Source organism: Hahella sp. HNIBRBA332, from assembly GCF_030719035.1.
Taxonomy (GTDB): domain Bacteria; phylum Pseudomonadota; class Gammaproteobacteria; order Pseudomonadales; family Oleiphilaceae; genus Hahella.
Genome location: NZ_CP132203.1, coordinates 4,129,748 through 4,146,567 on the forward strand (window position 1 = coordinate 4,129,748; position 16,820 = coordinate 4,146,567).

The window sequence follows — 16,820 nt, forward strand, 5'->3', positions numbered from 1 at the left end:
GTCCAGGTTTTATTTGGCGAAGTTCAAAAAGGATAAAATCAATCACCCAGTTTGCTCCTCTCTCACCGCAAACCAAAGTTGCTCAAGGAGTTGATTGATATGCGCGGCAAGTTGCAGTCGCTGTTCGATTTCCGTTGCGCTCAAGTTGGCGCAGGCGGGCAAGGCGTATAGGTCATCCGCTTCCAGGTCGTGGTGTTGCAGGAGCGAGGCCATGTCCAGCCAGGGCCAGCCCAAGCCGGCATATTCCCAGTCCAGTACGATCAGCTGTCCTTGATCCAGACACAGGTTGCCTGAGTGCAGATCATGGTGGGTCAGCGCCATGGTGTCGTTGGGGATAGCGGAAAACGCATCTTCCAGTTGCTGCAGACAGGCCTGATGTGCAGCCGCAGCGGCGCGCTCCTGTAGACGACGTCGATAGAGCGCCATCAAAGCCTGGTAATCAAATGCTGGCCCTTCGGTGATACACTGCAGATCTGCGACGAACGCCAGTAACTGCCTGAGGGTCTGTTGCGAGGCGACGTCCTGATCGCCGGCTTCGGTCAGGCTGGAGCCATGATGCGTCATCAACAGCCAACCTTCCCGCCACGCGTTACAGAGCACTCTCGGCGCCCAGCCAGCGCTCTGGATCAGTTGCAGCACCTCCGCCTCAAGCCGCCGATCAACGCCAAAGGCGCGCAGCGAGCTGGCGTTGATACGCAGCACCAAATCGCCTTGCGGCCCTTGCGCTCGAAACAGCATATTGCTGTGCCCTGACGCCAGCATGAGCCGCCAGTCCATCTCCGCCCCCAGAAAGGCGTCAGCCGCCCGCAGTCGCTCCGTAACAAACGGGCGTTGTGTGGGGTCTTGTGGCTGCAGGATATCGCTCATGCCGTTCTCAATGATTGTGGGTATTACAGGTTAATGGGTAGTCCAGTTTCCTGCCGCAATTCTCGCGTACACGCAGGTGTGACGAAACTGTCCCTGGTTATCCATGCGCTCGTTGCGCAACACGCCCTCAAGCTGAAATCCGGCGCGCTCAGCCAGCTTGCGACTGCTGAGATTGCGTTCGTCCGTAGTCAGATAAACCCGGCTGGCCGCCAGCTCAAGTAGCGCATACTCCGCCAAAGCCTTCACACCCTCAGTCATATAACCAGCGCCTTGCAGGCGCGCCGACCCCCAATACCCCACTTCATGATGTCGCAAAGCGGCGTTGGCTTTACGCAAACCGCACACTCCCGCCAATGCGCCGTCTTCCTTGCGCAGCAGCATCAGATTCACCTCTTCCTCCAGCAGATAGCGTGCGTAAGCCTGCCGGCACCAGCGAACCGTCTCCTCCACGCTCGGCGGCGGCGTCATCCAGTCCAGCCAGGGCTGCAACTGATCCAGAGACTCTATTATCGTCTGGTTCAGCAGCGGCCCGTCTTCCGGACTCACCACCCGCAGCGTCAAACGCTCGGTTTCCATCTTTGTAAACGCCATCCTGTCTTGACTCCTTGTTAAGGTTTACTCGCATCAGGCAACCGCAGACAGAGTTTCCTCACTGCAAAATATCCCGCGTCCGCGTAGATTGTCCCATCGCTTTTGGTTAGAATCCGGGCAGTCTCATCGGGGCGCCTGACTCCACTGCGTTTATTCGATGCGCCATTGCGCTCGAACACACGCCAGTCAGGCTGAGAGTGTACCCGTAGAACCTGATCCAGTTAATGCTGGCGTAGGAAATGAGGCCGGCTGATCGCTTCCTGGATCAAGCCGCCGCTTCCGCGCCTCGCTGTTTAGAGGAGCTTCCATGTACAACCTGTTTCATCATACTGCATCCGTATCCCGCGCCGCCCGCACGCTTATCGCCGTTTCTGTCGCGACTTTCGCCGCCAGCGCGAGCGCTGCGGAAGAGCTGACGGTCTACACCTACGACTCCTTCGTCAGCGAGTGGGGGCCCGGACCTGCGCTGGAAAAAAGCTTCGAAGCCACCTGTCAGTGCGACCTTAAATTCGTCGCCCTGGAAGACGGGGTCAGCATTCTCAACCGGCTGCGCATCGAAGGCAAGAACGCCAAAGCGGATGTGGTGCTGGGCCTGGACACCGGATTGATAGAAGAAACCCGCAAAGAAGGTCTGGTGCAACCGCACTCGGTCGCCTTTGACGCCCTGACGCCAGTGCTGAAATGGAGCGATAAAGACTTCGTACCTTTCGATTACGGTTATTTCTCATTCATCTACGACAGCCAGAAAATCAAACAGCCGGCGCAATCTCTGCAGGAGCTGGTGAACTCCTCCGCCTCCGTGATTTACCAGGACCCGCGCACCAGCACGCCGGGCCAGGGGATGATGATGTGGATGAAAAGCGCGTACGGCGATCAGGCGGAACAGGCCTGGAAGCAATTGGCGCAGCATACGGTCACCGTCACCAAAGGCTGGTGGGAAGCCTACAGCATGTTCCTGGAAGGCGATGCGGATTACGTTCTCAGTTACAGCACATCCCCTGCCTATCACCAAGTGGCGGAAGACAAATCGCAGTACAAGGCGGCGCTATTCAGCGAAGGCCATGTAATGCAAGTGGAAGTCGCCGCCATCGCGGCGAACAGCGAGAAAAAGGAACTGGCCAATCGCTTTCTTGAATTTCTGATTTCTCAAGAAGCCCAGGAAGTTATCCCTGTGACCAACTGGATGCTGCCGGTCCGCAAGGGAGTCAAGCTGCCCGAAGCCTTCGATACGCTGATTCAGCCGAAGCCCATTGAGCTGACGCCAGAGTATATTGCCGCAAACCGTAAAGCATGGATCAAAGAATGGCGCGGCGCCGTCGCTCAATAAGCGCCGCCGCGACTTTAATTTATTGTCTTAACTTGTCAGCTTTTTCCATGCAGGTTGTACTTTGATGAAGCTGGGTGCATTCACCACAGGCAAATGGGCGGGCTGGCCCGCTCTGTGTCTGGTCGCCGCCGCAACGGCCCTGGCCTTCGGCGGTCTGATCGGTTTCAATCGCAGTGAGTTCGATTGGAGCTATTTCAGCGATCCCTACTTTCTCGCCATCCTGCGCTTCACCCTGTTGCAGGCGACGTTGAGCGCAGTGCTCTCTGTAGCGCTGGCCTGGCCGATGGCGTTGGCGCTCAGCTATCTCAAAGACAGCACGCACAAACGCGCGTTTCTGAGTTTGTGCGTACTCTGTTTTGTGATGCCGACGTTGATCGTGATCACCGGCATCATCAGTCTGCTGGGTCGATCCGGCAGTCTCAGCCCTTTGCTGGGAGACGACTGGAACCTGTACGGCCTGAGCGGCATCCTGATCGCGCATATCTACCTTAATCTGCCGTTTGCGGTGCGCACCCTGTATCTGCGCCTGCAATCCATTCCTGACGCCAGTTGGCGTCTGGCGCGCCAGCTCAAATTCACCCGCGCGCAGCGTTTTTGGCGCCTGGAATGGGCGGCGGCGCACAGCGCTACCTGGCTATTGCTGGGCTTTATTTTCGTCATTTGCTTCAATAGCTTCGCCGTGGTGTTGGCGCTGGGCGGCGGTCCCAAAGCCACCACTCTGGAAGTAGCCATTTATCAGGCGCTGAAATACGACTTCAATATCTCCGAAGCCCTGGCGCTGGCCTGGGTGCAGTTGCTGATCGCCGGCTCCGCATTTCTGCTGGTGTCGTTCTGCGGCAAAGTGTCCTGGCTCAGTCCCGCCTCCGCGCCGGCGCAACTGCGCCCCCCGGCGACGGGTCTTGAACAGTTGGCGTACCGCCTGCTCTACCTCTGCGGCTGGCTGTTTTTATTAGCGCCGCTGCTGGCGCTGACGCCGCGCGTGGTTCATGGCGACGTGGGTATCGAATTCTGGCGTTCTCTGAGCCGCCCATTACTGGTCACACTTGGCCTGGGCGTCGTCTCTACGGTGTTGTCGATCAGTCTCGCCTACAGCGCCCTGCGCCCCTATCGTCGCGCTCGCATGCAACAATCCCCCGCCGCGCTGTGGCTGGACTGGCTCACCTCGCATTCGCTGGCGGTGCCCGCCATGGTGCTGTCCGTAGGACTGTTTGTGTTGCTGTTGCCGCACCTGGATCTGGATCATTGGGGTATCTGGCTGGTGGCGGTGATTAATGGGTTGATCACCGTTCCTTTCGCTGCATCGCAGTTGAAGCCTGCGCTATTGAACTTCGACAGCCAGTATCATCGCCTTGCTCTCTCTCTGAAACTGACTTCCTGGGAGCGCCGGCGCATTGAATGGAGCTATATGGCGCCGGCCATTCGCACCGCCGCCGCCTTCGTCGGCATGCTGGCTATGGGAGACGTGGCGATTTACTCTATTTTCGGCAACCAGGACTTCGTCACCCTGCCCTGGCTGATTTACGGTTACGCCAGCACTTATCGCCTGAATGAAGCCTCACTGGCCTCCATGGTATTCCTGGGCGTCTGCGGCCTGCTGATTTTTTATCTGGAGAAGCAATCCCCCCGACATGCTTGAAATTCGCGCACTTCAAATTAAACGGGGCGCCCGCACCCTGCATTACGATCTGCAAGTCGCCCAAGGGGAAATCATCGCCCTGCAAGGTGTCAGCGGCGTGGGGAAATCCACCTTGCTGGAGGCCATCGCTGGCTTTGTCGCGCTGGAGGCAGGTCACCTGTCGTGGGAAGACAAGGACCTCACCCACACGCCGCCAGAACAGCGACCGGTCGCCATGTTGTTTCAGGATTACAACCTGTTCGAACACCTCACTGTCATGGCGAATTTGAAGCTGGGGGTGGACGTTGCAATGCACTCCGAGATCCCTACACAGGCCCAGGCTTTGGGGATCGCCGACCAGTTGGACAAACTTCCCGGCCGCCTTTCAGGAGGGCAGCGTCAGCGGGCCGCTCTGCTGCGCACGATGCTGCGGCCAGAACCGTTAATTCTACTGGACGAGCCCTTTTCGGAGCTGGATGCCGACACCCGTCGCCTCGCCACCGAGTGGACCCGCACGATGGCGGAGCGATTCGGCAAAACCCTGTTGATGGTCACCCATCAAAGCGAGGACGTCAGCCGGCTTGCGCACCGCGCGATTCATCTCGACGACGCAAACGTCGTTTAGACAGTCACTCGTGAGCAATCACGACCGATCCGCCGTTTTACTCAACACATCGGCATAAACGCCGCGCAACGCGCTCCAGGCGTACTCGCGCATATCGCAGGGGCGCACAGAGCGAGCGCCCAGCAATAAATCCACGGCTTCCTCCGCATCCCGATAGCGGCGGTTCAGCGGAAACAGTTCAGGATAGCTCAAACGGTCCGGCGTCACTGGCGCGCACCCAAGCGCCGCCGCCTCCATCATCGCCAAGCCCTGAAACTCATGCTGAGCCGTGGATAGCGCCGCATGCGCACGACTCAGCCAGCGCCAGTAATCTTCGCGGCTTTCTGCGTAATCATCGAACAGCAGATGCGCAGCGAACTCTTCCTGCAGTTGGCTCCAGGCGGGAGGCGCCTGTCGGAAGCGGCGTCCGAGCAAGACGAGCTGAAAGTCATGCGTCCTCGCCCGTAGTCTTCGCACAATCATCAATAGATCATCCACGCCTTTGTCGTATTCCACCCGATGATTCCAGGCGATGGTCAGTGGCCCATCTCCCTTTTCCTCCCGTGGAAAGCGCAATAGTTCGTCTTCCAATGGGACCGGAATTACCAGGCTTTTATCGCGTATGCGGCGACACAGCTCTGCGTCCACCGCATCCGGCAAACGGTTGATCAAATTCTCCAGACCGGCAAGAAAGGATTCCAGATTGAACGTCGTGTTGAAAACGACTCGGTCAGCAGCCAGTGCGGCGTAAATATTCACCATGGCGGGATCGATACTATCGTGTTGCTCCTCCGAACAGGGGTAAGCCAACTGATTTTCGTGAAAGTAGACCAGCAACGGCGTCGCCGCCAGATTCGGATACAGCCCACGCAGAGTGGCGACATCCACCATGGAAGTGGCCACGACCAGATCATATGCCCTGTGCAGCGCTTCGTCTTCATACAGACTCCAACTGATCGGCGCACCGCGAATGCGCCAGCGGAAGAAGCGAGGCGGCAGGGTGAGCGAAACCCAATCGTGTTCTGGGAACGCATCGAGCAAACCTTGTCGCCAACGTTTATGGCTGTCTACATCGTAGGCGGATAGCAGCAGTATTTTCATGAGTGATCCGTTTTCTGGATGTTGGCGGCCTCGCTATGTTTCAGCGCCCGGTTATTATTAATATGGCAATGATATTGGCATGTTAATAACAATCAGGGAGTTAGAAAACGTCTCTAAATGGCCTAAAAACCCCGCCCATAATTCCACAAAGTTTTACGGGCGTTATACGATTTTTACGATAGACTTTTATTGAGCGGCGCGTTCAAAAGCGACCCTGGCGGAGCACTTCCGTCCCGTCGCCAATGCGGCGCCGCAAGCTGTATGCGAACAATTTCCCCTGGCCTGATTTTCAGCAGACCTTCGTGATACTCACGAGCGTGAGCAGGTTGACGCAATGCCGCTGTTGTCACTTAGAGACCTAGCCATAGGTTCTCTCAAACCTTTCTCCAATCACCTCTACGAGGGTGACTGCGTCGCTCTGAGCGGCCCGTCCGGCTGTGGCAAAAGTCTGATATTACGCGCCATCGCCGATCTGGACCCGCACTCTGGAACCTGTTTCTTGCGCGGGGAAGCCTGTGATCGGATTCCTGCGCCGGAGTGGCGACGCAGGGTAATGCTCACTCCCAGCGAATGCCGCTGGTGGCTGCCCACCGTGGGAGAGCACATGCCCGCCGGCATGCCGCCGTCCTGGTATGAAAAAGCCGGGTTCAATCCTGATGTGGCGGGCTGGGAAGCGAGCCGCCTCTCCAGCGGTGAACGTCAACGCCTGGGCCTGATCCGAACCCTGTCACGCGCGCCCGCCGTCGCGCTGCTGGATGAGCCGAGCGCCAATCTGGACAACCGCAATCGTGAGCGCGTCGAGCGGATGCTGACCGCCTATCTGGCGGAGCCCGGCCGGGCGATCTGCCTGGTCAGCCACGATCAGGAGCAGTGTCTGCGCCTGGCCAATCGCTTCTGGAACATCATTGACGATAAAGTGAGAGAACTGAGCGAGCTCACTCCCACTTTCCAAGTTTGAGCGCCGTTTTTAGGCTGAACGATGAGCATTATTCATTTAAGCATCTGGGACCTGGGCTTGTGCGCATTGTTGGTGTGCAGTCTGGCCTGGATCAACTGGCGACAGGCGCCGGACCTCAGCTCAGGCATACTGATCGGCGTCGCGCGCCTGACCATCCAACTGAGCTTGATCGGTATGGCGCTGAAATTTCTGTTCGCCCAGACCTCCTTACCCTGGGTGCTTATGGTCAGTCTGTTTATGGCGGCCATGGCGGGACGAGAAGTCGGCGCGCGACAAGAACACAGATTCACGGAAGGCTGGACTTTCCGCATCGGTCTGTTCGCCATGACGGCAAGCTCATATTCCATGATTTTGATTGTCCTGCTGGCGCTTATCCAACCTGAGCCCTGGTATCAACCGCAATACGCCATTCCTCTGCTGGGCATGATTCTCGGCAACACTCTGAATGGGGTGTCACTGTGCCTCGATCGTCTGACCGCCGGAGCCAGAAATCAGAAAGACCTTATCGAAGGTCGCCTCATGCTGGGCGAACCTGCCGAGGAAGCGATCCAAGACCAGCGCCGACAGGCTTTGCATGCAGGCATGACGCCGGCTATCAATGGCATGGCCACCGCTGGCGTCGTCAGCCTACCGGGTATGATGACGGGACAGATTCTCGCGGGCAGTCCGCCGGAAACCGCCGTCGCCTATCAGATCATGATATTTCTGATGATTGTCGCCGCCACCGGCTTTGGAACCTGGATCGCCAACCGACTGGCCATCTGGCGTCTGTTCGACGAGCGCCATCGTTTGCGCCTGGATCGTCTAGCGTTGAAATGATCTGCGCACGCTGTCATCAGAACGTCATCGCTCAAAGCCAAGATCGGCCACAGTTCTTTACGCTCCCGTTTCAGGCTATATTAGACGCACAACCAGCCGTCAGACGCCCGGCTCGGGCCAGACTCCAACCTAGCGAATCCGACTACGCCTATGCTGACCATCGATATCAGAGCGGCCTCTTGCGCCGACGCAACTCCCATCTCCCATTTAATGACGCAATTGGGTTACGCCGTCTCACCTCAGGAGACATCGGATAGAATCACCCAGATAGCCAAAAGAGGCGGCGAAACCTTCATCGCAGAAAAAGACGGCGTCGCCGTCGGCTGCATTCAAGCCAGTATTGACGTTCGACTGGCGGAAGGATGCTTTGGCGAGATTATCAGTCTGGTGGTGGACGAGAACGGACGCGGTTTAAGCGTGGGCAAACAATTGGTGATGGCGGCGTCAGAGTGGCTGCTGGCGCGCGGCTGCGAACGACTGCGCGTGCGCTGCAACGCCGTGCGGCTGGAAGCGCTGGAGTTTTATGGCAAACTTGGCTTCGAACATATGAAACAACAATCCATTCTGGAAAAAAGCATCGGTTAATCTATCACGTGACTACCCTAGCCCCCACTCAAGCACTACTGCCTCACATTGAAATTGAGCCCAATAAACCGGCGGACGCCGCCTTCATCATGCTGCATGGCCTCGGCGCCGACGGCAACGACTTCGCCCCGATCGTGCCGGAGCTGCGTCTGCCTGAAGATATGGCGGTGCGTTTCATCTTTCCCCATGCGCCGTCTATCCCTGTCACGATCAATGGCGGTTACGTCATGCCGGCCTGGTATGACATTCTGGAGATGAATATCGAACGCAAAGTGGACGAAGCGCACTTACAAGCATCCGCCAACGCAGTGCGCGCATTAGTGGACAGAGAGATCGCACGCGGCATAGACAGTCGCCGCATTATCGTGGCGGGCTTTTCCCAAGGCGGAGCGGTCGCCTATCAGACCGCGTTGACCTACCCTAAACCACTGGCGGGCCTGATGGGGCTTTCCACTTATCTGGCCACCATCGCCAGCCTGAAGCCTGACCCGGCGAATCGCGACATTCCCATCCGTATCTGTCATGGAACCGTGGATTCCGTCGTGCCGGAGAGTCTGGGACGGGCCGCCCTCGGCCACCTGCAGACAATGGGGTATGCGCCGGAGTACAGTACTTACCCGATGGATCACAGTGTGTGTCTGGAAGAGATTCACGATATATCGGCGTGGATGCAGAAAGTGCTGGCCTAACCTTCGCACCGGCGCGCTAAACGCGCCGGTTTGGTTTTCCTCAAGCGTTCACACGCCTCGCTAACCGCTTAGAGCGCAGACAGCGCCGCTTCATAATCTGGCTCGTCGGCGATTTCCGCCACCTGCTCGGTATGCAGAACCTTGCCGGATTCGTCGATAACCACAACCGCTCGTGACAACAGTCCTTTCAGAGGACCGGTCATCACCGTTACGCCATAACGATCACCGAACTCGGCATTACGGAATACCGAACCGTTATCCACGTTCTGTAAACCTTCCGCGCCGCAGAAACGCGCCATGGCGAATGGCAGGTCAGCGGACACGCACAGGACGGCAGTGTTGTCTTTCTTGCTTGCTTTCTCGTTGAACTTGCGAACGGACGTGGCGCAAGTAGGAGTATCCACGCTGGGGAAAATATTCAGCACCAGACGCTTGCCGGCGTAATCCTTGAGCGTCGCCTCGGACAGGTCAGGTTTGACCAGGGTGAAATCCGGCGCGCTGGAGCCGACTGCAGGCAGGTCGCCCTTGGTTTCAACCGGATTGCCTTTTAAGGTGATAGAAGCCATGTTTTATCCTTTTCGACAGGTAAGTAATTGAACGGAAATCCCTGAATCCAGCGGGAAGGCAGGGCCGTTTACAAAACTAGCACAAATCCCATTGCGGAGAGATGAAATCTTGGCAAGCAGCACCCAGGCATATGAGAAGCGACAATGACCTTATGGCAGGCTGAAAAATGGCCTATTCAGTTTAGTCCCGCCGATCCGCTATGCTAGCGCCCTATGAAAAATAAAATACTCTCTCTTGCACAAACATCCGTATTGCTTGGCGCTGCTGCGTTCAGCTCGCACAGTCTGGCGGACTGCCAGGCTCAGGCCCGCACCGATATGGAGCGTCTCTACTGCGAAATTCAGGACAAAGGTGAAGGAGCCACGCTGCCAAAACTGGAGGATTTTCGCCGCAACGACCGCCAGATTCAGGCGTTGCTGCTTAAACGTCCCGCCACCAAGCTGGGGTTATCGCTGCCCGGCGCCGGCAAGTCGCAGAAACCGCGGAAAACCGAGTCCGCCGCCACGCCTCCTGCAACCGCTTCCAGTAATAGTTCTCGCTCTGAGCCCAAGACGGATGAGCAACCAGCCTCCCGCTCCAGCGCTCCCGCAGCCAACGACTGCCTGCTCTACAAGGATCAGATAACCTGCGGCTCTCACCAATATCACCTGGCGACCAACAAGCAGAACAAGTTTTTGAAGCAAGGCGCTCTGACGGAGGGCAACAAATTAAACCTGCCCTCTTTCCAGGGTGATCCCGCCAATGAAGCCGCGGTGAAGGACTATCTGTCTCAAGCCTATCGCGTCTATATTCCCAAAATGCTGGAGATAGGCCTGGGCGACGCCACTATGAGCTTCACCAAGTTCTATTACTCCTTCAAGGATATCCAAAAGCAAAATCTGAGTTTTTCAGACCGTTTTGAAACCATGTACGGCTTCCTTAAACGGGATAAATCCGCCATGGCGATCCAGTCTCGCTATTCGAAAGAATTGCCGTCGGACATCAACCAGTGCAACGGTTTGTCGGACGCCATTATCGTTTGCGATAACGGCGCCACCAACTGGGTTTACGTACGCCAATCCTGAGCGCTCTCTGCGCTCAGCCTTCGCTTAATTCCACGCAGTCATAGATGCCGGTGACGTTGGTGAAGTGCAGCACCAATGTGTGAGACAGGCGCTTATCCGAGTCATGTAAATGGTACTTAAAACGCGTTTGCTTACCGGTTTGCAAGAAAGCGTCGTAGTCTTTCAGCAACTCTCTTACATCACTGACCACCTCCGTGCTCCAGGTCGCCTTGAAGGGCCCCAGCACCGCTCCCCCCTTTAAGCAAACAGTGACTTCGTGATTGGTCAAACCTTTGTTTTTGGTTGTCATAGATCGTCCTCTGAAAAGATTTTTCGCCCTGTGTTCACTATAGAATAAAAACCTCTCCGCCATGTGAAAAGCTCAACGCCCCCTCCCTTTTACCATAGTCAAAGTCGTGAATGACGATACTTTTCAGTCCACAACATGCGACTTTACCTGACTTACTATCGATTTTGTTCAGCCCAGGTTCATGCTGGCTCGGCCTTGAGGTTGACGACGTTTGCGTCCTCGACCTTTTTCAGCAACACAAGAAAGTGAGGTATACGCTATGGCGATAAAAATGATCTCTACGTTAACAGCAAGCGCCTGTTTGCTGTTCGCATCCACCAGCTTCGCGGCTGACAGTATGCAACATTTCTCTCAAGCTGCGACCCACTCCGCACAAGCGACAACCAACACTGTCTCCGGCGGCGTCAAACTGGCGTCAGGCGCCGCGGCGGTTCCGTTTAAAGCCATTGCTGTGGTTGGCGAAGCCAGCGCCAAGATCGCTGAACCACTGTGGAACAGCGCTACCGGCAAGAAGTCCGGGTCACTGGAAGTATCTGATGAAAACGTGACCGCAGGCCCTGCTCCCGCATTAGCAGTCGCCGCCCGCTAAGTCAATGTACAAGAGGCTTACCATGTCCGCATTAGACTCCATTTCGGGAACACGCATCGTATTTGCTGCGTTAGTCCGGCTTGTGGCGCTGACCGTAAGCCTCTTTTTATTTCAGTCCAACGCTTACGGCGGAAGTCGCCAACAAGAGGGGCCTTCCCCTTTCACAGCGGAAGAAATCGCCCTCTTTGCGAAAAAAGTCGAGAAAACCGCCGCAGCGCGAGGCGCATACGTCTTCTTGCTGGCCAGGCAAGGCGTCCCCAGCAAGGATCTCCCAGAAGGCGTGGAATTCACCCATACCGGACTCGCCGTCTACTCCACCATCACCACGGAGCAGGGAGAGACGCTCAAGGGGTACGCCATCCACAATTTATATCAAGACGATGACAATCCCCGTCGCAGTCATCTGGCGATGGATTATCCCATCGACTTTTTCTCTGGAGCCAAAGTGTTAAAAGCCGGCGTCATCATACCTGCCCCGGCCTTGCAGCAGCGGATTCTGCAAAGTCTAGAGTCGGGCATTTTGGAGAACGTCCACAACAAGAACTATTCGATGGTGTCCAACCCGTTCAACAGCAAGTATCAGAATTGCACGGAGTATGTGCTGGACATTCTTTTCGCATCGATCTATCAAACCGATAGCATTAAGCAGATCAAAGTCAATGAACGCGCATGGTTCCAGCCGCAAGAAATCAAGCTTGGGCCGTTAAAAGGACTGCTTGCGCCGCTGATAGCGAAGGAATTCCGTACCTCTGACCATTCTGGCGACATCAGAACCACCACTTTCGGCGCTATCGCCGATTTCCTGAAAAGCCAGTCTCTGGCCGATGAGGTGTTTGTAGTATATCCCTGATCTGCGACATTGATCCGTTTTAAAGCCTTCCTGGTATTTGGTATCGGTTATCGATACTTAACTGCGAACATACCAGCACCCGAAAAGCGTTGATAGCCGGACACCCGGAAATACTCCATGATGGCTTCCATGACGACATCTCGCTTATGCGATATTTAACGCTTACCCTCGGGAAGACATTATGAAACTGATCAACGATTATCTCAGCCGTCACGGTCATGCTCCTTTTAAGTTTGGCCAGGGCCGTATCTCCGGATACATTTCCGCCACGCTTGGCATTCTCAGTTTCCTTGCTGTTTTGTGTTTCCATTTCCCTGAGTATCTGACCACGCAGGAATTGCGTCAGGTTTACACCGAGCAGTTCGCTCGCACTCTCCTGCTGGTCGCTCTCTCCGCCTCTTTCATTTTGGGACTGCTCAGCTTCCTGTTGAATCAACAAAAGCGCCTCAGTATGACCGGGGTTCTGTTTTCCACCGCTGCAGTAATCGCCGGCGGCGCAGACATTCAGCTCAACAGCATTGGCGAGACGCCCTACTCGCTGGGCCTGGACTGGTTCATTCTGGCGCTATTCTTCTCCGCCCTCGTCTTTATTCCCATGGAGCGCACATTCGCGCAAAAGCCGGAAACGCATACGCTGCGTCCTGAGTGGCGCACCGATCTGGCTTACTTCTTTATGAGCCATATGCTGGTGCAGTTCATTCTGATTTTCACCACATCCTCCTCCTCGTTTTTAGTGGGCTGGGTGGCCTCAGACTTCCTGCGTGACGCCATTCAATCCATGCCTGTCTGGGCGCAGTTTCTGCTGGCTGTATTTATGGCTGATTTCTCTCAGTACTGGTTCCACCGCCTGTATCACACTGTGCCTTTTCTGTGGAAGTTCCACGCAGTGCACCACTCCAGCAAGCACATGGATTGGTTGGCCGGCTCCCGCGTACACCTGGTTGAAATACTGATTACTCGCAGCGTGGTTATGGTTCCTTTGTTCCTGCTGGGCTTTTCCGCCGAAGCGCTGAATGCATACGTTATTCTGGTGGGAGTGCAAGCCGTGCTGGCGCATGCCAACCTGAACTTCAACTTCGGCTTTCTGAAATACATTCTGGTGACACCGCAGTATCACCACTGGCACCACGCGGATGACCCTGCTTACGCCTATAAGAACTATGCAATTCACTTACCGATTATTGATATGCTGTTCGGCACATTCAAACTGCCTGGTAAAGAATGGCCAAAAAGTTACGGACTGCTGAACAACAAAACCGTACCAAAAGGCATCGTGCGCCAGCATATGTTTCCTTTCGGATACGACGAATAACTCAATCTATTGATGCGCCCCGGAAAACCACAGTTTTACCGGGGCTTGTTAGGTTTATAATAAAGGGGACTCATTCAATGACTGGAAGTATGCATCTGATGATAAAAACCAAAAAACTCATTTATTCCCTGCTATTGATTATTGGCGTCGTTTTCAACGCTTCAGCGGCGTCTAAAGTCGAAATTGACGCCAAAGTGAACGCCGCCCTGAAAGTCTTCTACAACAAAGTCCCTTCTGGACAAGAACTCGCCGCCAAAGCGCAAGGCGTATTGGTGTTTCCTGAAATACTGAAAGCCGGCTTCATTGTCGGCGGCGAGTACGGTGAAGGCGCACTGGTGAAAGGCGGCGCGATTCAGAGCTATTACAACATAGCTTCCGCATCAATCGGCTTTCAGGCGGGAGTGCAGGAGAAAACTGTCGTCATGCTGTTCATGACGTCCGATGCGCTTAACAAGTTCACACGAAGCGAAGGCTGGGAAGTCGGCGTTGACGGCAGCGTCGCCATTGCGGAATTCGGCGCAGGCAAGTCAATCGACACCAACACCATACAAGAGCCTATCATCGCCTTTGTCGTCTCCAACAAAGGCCTGATGGCGGGCGTTTCCCTGGAAGGCTCCAAGATCACGCCTATCGTGAAATAGTCTTTTCCTGAGGCGAACACAAGAAGGGCGTCTCAACGCCCTTCTTGTCGACTACAAATCGTACTTTTCCTGAGTTTCCAATTGCGCTTCCAAAGCAGCTTCATCTCCCAGTTTTTCCAGTAGATCCGGCCAAATCAGAGGATGCTCTAACTCAGCGGAAAACCCGTTCAGTAACGCATTAACAGCCTCAAGGTCTACGCCGACAGGGACCGCGATGTAGATATATATCCCAGGCAACTCAACATCGTCCTCCAGATACAGGACATAGTCTTCATTGCTGCGACGGTCAAAGTGCACCTGCAAGTCCGCCAGGCTATCTTGCAGTCGCGCCAGATTTTCGACGCCGGGATGCACGCCATCAATGGCGAAATAGTCATACTCAGGAGATTTGAGGATATGCACTACGGAAAACAGCAAAGTGTAATATCCTTCGCTATCACGCATGACGCCTTCTTCATCTTCCTGATCCAGTTTGTTCAGCGGCGCGGCGTCAAACACCACTTCACATCCAAAGCGTTGGGACTCGCCCAATCTGGCCAAACCGATTACACGAGCCGTGACTGGACCATTGCGCACAGCCAGATAATCCCGCGTCTCTCCATCCGCATCCGTAAAGCGAACTCTCACATAAATGCTGTCTTCATCGATAGGTCCTTCGCCTTCAGGAACATCCATCCCCAAGGCTTGCATGGATTCCCTGACGCAAATCCAGTCGCCAGCGATAGTCGCAGGAACCATGCGGTCCCAATGCAGATTGATTTCCTCCGGATCCAACTCAATCAGGCGCGTCCACCAGCTAACGGACTCCTGATAGCTACCGAGTTTCATCGCCAGCCGCGCAGCGGCGGCAATAGCGAAGCCTGCGTCTGGCGAGCGATCAATCAATTTGCAGACATGCTCATAGGCCTGCTGCGGATCGCTATTGGAATAGAAACGCATTTTCAGCCAGCACAAACGACAAAACAGATCATCGTCCAATGCAGGGTCAATTTCCGCGCCGAATTCACGCAAAAACTCATCCCCATGATCCTGATCAATGAGAATATTGCCGTAGGTCATCAGCAGTCGTGGAACGTGAAAACCAGATTTCTCCCGTAATACTGCGAGCGCTGTCTCACTCCAGCCGCTGGCGTCCAAGAGTTGGGTATATTCAAGCAGCACTCGCTCGTCATCCGGCCACTTCCGCAAGGCGTCCGCCGTCATTTCCAGCGCGGATTCACGGGTTTCCGCCTGCTGCTCAAGGAACTGCTCGATTTCGGAGAACTCCCACGGCGTTCTTTGCGCCGCCGCCTGAGTAACCGCTGCATTCAAAGCAGCCAGCTCTTCTGTGGCGCCGCAATCCCGGTGCAGTTGCTGAACCGCTTCCTCCACACGTTGGACGCATAAGCGGGCGATAGAGACAGCGCCTCGCGCCAGCGCAAGCTGAGCCTGCACCAGCCCAAGATTGACGGTATCCCGCCAGGCTTTGCTATCGTATAGCTCAGTGACCATGGCGTTGATTTGCAAGTCCAGCTCTTCCGAGTTGGCGCTGGCTTGTCTGGACGCCAACACTTCCTTCGTTTTGATCCAGGGTTCAAAAAACGCGGGAGAAAGCATGGTCTCTTCATAGCTTAGTAGGGCTTCCTCCGCCTCTTCAGAGCGTTCAAGCAACGCCAGGCACCAAGCCAGATAATTCTTTCTACGGCGCTCGAAATGCTCTCCGCCGCCATCGTTTCTGGTTTTACGCGCCAGCTTTTCCGCTTCTTCGTATCGGTGCAGTCCAATCAGAGCGTCCAACTGACAAAACAGCATATTGGTGTCATCAGGTGAGCGATGGCTCGCGGTTAACGCTTTTTTCTGCTCGCGAACTGAGGCCAGCGCATCCTCGAAGCGGCCCGCGTCAATCAACGCACTGTTGTATTCGCCGCCAATACAGGTGAAGCAAGGCCAGGTCGCATCGATCCTGCTCAAGGTTTCCTGCGCCACCGCCAGTCTTTCCTCTACATAGCCGGGGCCGTCGGTAATCGCATAGCAACAGGCCAGGTCCTGCACGACGCAGATGCTTTGCGGACAGTCACGGGTTTCTTCCCGGTGAGCGAACTCCAATAAGTCCACCGCCTCCCCCAACATGGCCTGTCCCTTGCGCCGGGTCAGCACCTGACTTTGCAGATGCCAGTGACGAAAATAAATCTCCAGCCATTTATCGCCATGCTTGCGCGCCAGACTCAGCGCTTCCGGGTACAACGCATCCACTTTGTGGTGCTCATCATTCACCGAATAGTGGGAAATGTCATAGACAAACTCCGCCAGACGATGCTCGCCACTTTCTCTCAGCGCCGAGACGCGCTCATGAACCCAATTCCAGATATTCAT

The 16,820-nt window shown here is 55.5% G+C and carries 18 protein-coding genes and 1 riboswitch; of the genes, 12 read left to right on the forward strand and 6 right to left on the reverse strand.

The annotated features are described in order from the left end of the window. Positions 1-42 precede the first annotated feature (42 nt). Both O5O45_RS18180 and O5O45_RS18185 read right to left on the reverse strand, forming a co-directional pair. On the reverse strand, positions 43-867 hold the full coding sequence (locus O5O45_RS18180; protein WP_305900780.1) for a phosphotransferase: 825 nt from the start codon (positions 865-867) through the stop codon (positions 43-45). A gap of 30 nt (positions 868-897) precedes the next feature. Continuing rightward, a complete protein-coding gene (locus tag O5O45_RS18185; RefSeq protein ID WP_305900781.1) occupies positions 898-1,458 on the reverse strand; it encodes a GNAT family N-acetyltransferase in 561 nt (186 codons plus the stop codon). A gap of 117 nt (positions 1,459-1,575) precedes the next feature. Then, positions 1,576-1,714, forward strand: a riboswitch (TPP riboswitch). 51 nt (positions 1,715-1,765) lie between these two features. Between O5O45_RS18185 and thiB the strand changes: the two genes are divergently transcribed. The 3 genes from thiB (at position 1,766) to O5O45_RS18200 (ending at position 5,025) form a co-directional block, all read left to right on the forward strand. Beyond that, the gene (thiB, locus tag O5O45_RS18190; protein WP_305900782.1) at positions 1,766-2,785 is read left to right on the forward strand and encodes a thiamine ABC transporter substrate binding subunit; all 1,020 of its coding nucleotides are present in this window, start codon (positions 1,766-1,768) and stop codon (positions 2,783-2,785) included. A gap of 64 nt (positions 2,786-2,849) precedes the next feature. Next, entirely contained in the window at positions 2,850-4,421 is a 1,572-nt protein-coding gene (locus O5O45_RS18195) for a thiamine/thiamine pyrophosphate ABC transporter permease ThiP (protein WP_305900783.1), read from the forward strand. After that, positions 4,414-5,025 (forward strand): ATP-binding cassette domain-containing protein, encoded by a 612-nt coding sequence (locus O5O45_RS18200; protein ID WP_305900784.1) that lies wholly within the window; start codon positions 4,414-4,416, stop codon positions 5,023-5,025. Before O5O45_RS18195 ends, O5O45_RS18200 begins: the two co-directional genes overlap by 8 nt. Positions 5,026-5,043: 18 nt before the next feature. Here O5O45_RS18200 and O5O45_RS18205 read toward each other — a convergent pair whose 3' ends face one another. Next, positions 5,044-6,105 (reverse strand): tRNA-queuosine alpha-mannosyltransferase domain-containing protein, encoded by a 1,062-nt coding sequence (locus tag O5O45_RS18205; RefSeq protein WP_305900785.1) that lies wholly within the window; start codon positions 6,103-6,105, stop codon positions 5,044-5,046. A gap of 334 nt (positions 6,106-6,439) precedes the next feature. Between O5O45_RS18205 and O5O45_RS18210 the strand changes: the two genes are divergently transcribed. The 4 genes from O5O45_RS18210 to O5O45_RS18225 all read left to right on the forward strand — a co-directional run bounded on the left by O5O45_RS18210 (position 6,440) and on the right by O5O45_RS18225 (position 9,156). After that, complete coding sequence (locus O5O45_RS18210) at positions 6,440-7,063, forward strand: ABC transporter ATP-binding protein (protein ID WP_305900786.1); 624 nt, start codon at positions 6,440-6,442, stop codon at positions 7,061-7,063. 21 nt (positions 7,064-7,084) lie between these two features. Next, on the forward strand, positions 7,085-7,882 hold the full coding sequence (locus tag O5O45_RS18215) for an ABC transporter permease (RefSeq protein ID WP_305900787.1): 798 nt from the start codon (positions 7,085-7,087) through the stop codon (positions 7,880-7,882). 150 nt (positions 7,883-8,032) lie between these two features. Then, the gene (locus O5O45_RS18220) at positions 8,033-8,467 is read left to right on the forward strand and encodes a GNAT family N-acetyltransferase (protein ID WP_305900788.1); all 435 of its coding nucleotides are present in this window, start codon (positions 8,033-8,035) and stop codon (positions 8,465-8,467) included. Between the two features lie 8 nt (positions 8,468-8,475). Beyond that, positions 8,476-9,156, forward strand: coding sequence for an alpha/beta hydrolase (locus tag O5O45_RS18225; RefSeq protein WP_305900789.1), 681 nt, complete (start codon positions 8,476-8,478; stop codon positions 9,154-9,156). 68 nt (positions 9,157-9,224) lie between these two features. Here the strand turns inward: O5O45_RS18225 and tpx are convergent, their stop codons facing one another. Next, positions 9,225-9,722 (reverse strand): thiol peroxidase, encoded by a 498-nt coding sequence (tpx, locus tag O5O45_RS18230; RefSeq protein ID WP_305900790.1) that lies wholly within the window; start codon positions 9,720-9,722, stop codon positions 9,225-9,227. A gap of 213 nt (positions 9,723-9,935) precedes the next feature. On the opposite strand from tpx, the gene O5O45_RS18235 reads away from it, so the two are divergent. After that, positions 9,936-10,787 carry a hypothetical protein gene (locus tag O5O45_RS18235; protein WP_305900791.1) on the forward strand — a complete coding sequence of 284 codons (852 nt, stop codon included), beginning with the start codon at positions 9,936-9,938 and terminating at the stop codon, positions 10,785-10,787. Between the two features lie 13 nt (positions 10,788-10,800). Here the strand turns inward: O5O45_RS18235 and O5O45_RS18240 are convergent, their stop codons facing one another. Continuing rightward, positions 10,801-11,076, reverse strand: coding sequence for a hypothetical protein (locus O5O45_RS18240; RefSeq protein ID WP_305900792.1), 276 nt, complete (start codon positions 11,074-11,076; stop codon positions 10,801-10,803). Positions 11,077-11,335: 259 nt separating this feature from the next. Here O5O45_RS18240 and O5O45_RS18245 point away from each other — a divergent pair, with 259 nt between their 5' ends. The 4 genes from O5O45_RS18245 (at position 11,336) to O5O45_RS18260 (ending at position 14,468) form a co-directional block, all read left to right on the forward strand. Further along, the gene (locus O5O45_RS18245) at positions 11,336-11,665 is read left to right on the forward strand and encodes a hypothetical protein (RefSeq protein ID WP_305900793.1); all 330 of its coding nucleotides are present in this window, start codon (positions 11,336-11,338) and stop codon (positions 11,663-11,665) included. A gap of 22 nt (positions 11,666-11,687) precedes the next feature. Beyond that, positions 11,688-12,515, forward strand: a complete 828-nt coding sequence (locus tag O5O45_RS18250) for a DUF2145 domain-containing protein (protein WP_305900794.1) — start codon at positions 11,688-11,690, stop codon at positions 12,513-12,515. A 181-nt stretch (positions 12,516-12,696) separates the two neighbouring features. Next, complete coding sequence (locus O5O45_RS18255) at positions 12,697-13,827, forward strand: sterol desaturase family protein (RefSeq protein ID WP_305900795.1); 1,131 nt, start codon at positions 12,697-12,699, stop codon at positions 13,825-13,827. 77 nt (positions 13,828-13,904) lie between these two features. Then, a complete protein-coding gene (locus O5O45_RS18260) occupies positions 13,905-14,468 on the forward strand; it encodes a BPSL1445 family SYLF domain-containing lipoprotein (RefSeq protein WP_305900796.1) in 564 nt (187 codons plus the stop codon). Between the two features lie 51 nt (positions 14,469-14,519). On the opposite strand, the gene O5O45_RS18265 is transcribed toward O5O45_RS18260, so the two are convergent. Continuing rightward, a complete protein-coding gene (locus tag O5O45_RS18265; RefSeq protein ID WP_305900797.1) occupies positions 14,520-16,820 on the reverse strand; it encodes a hypothetical protein in 2,301 nt (766 codons plus the stop codon).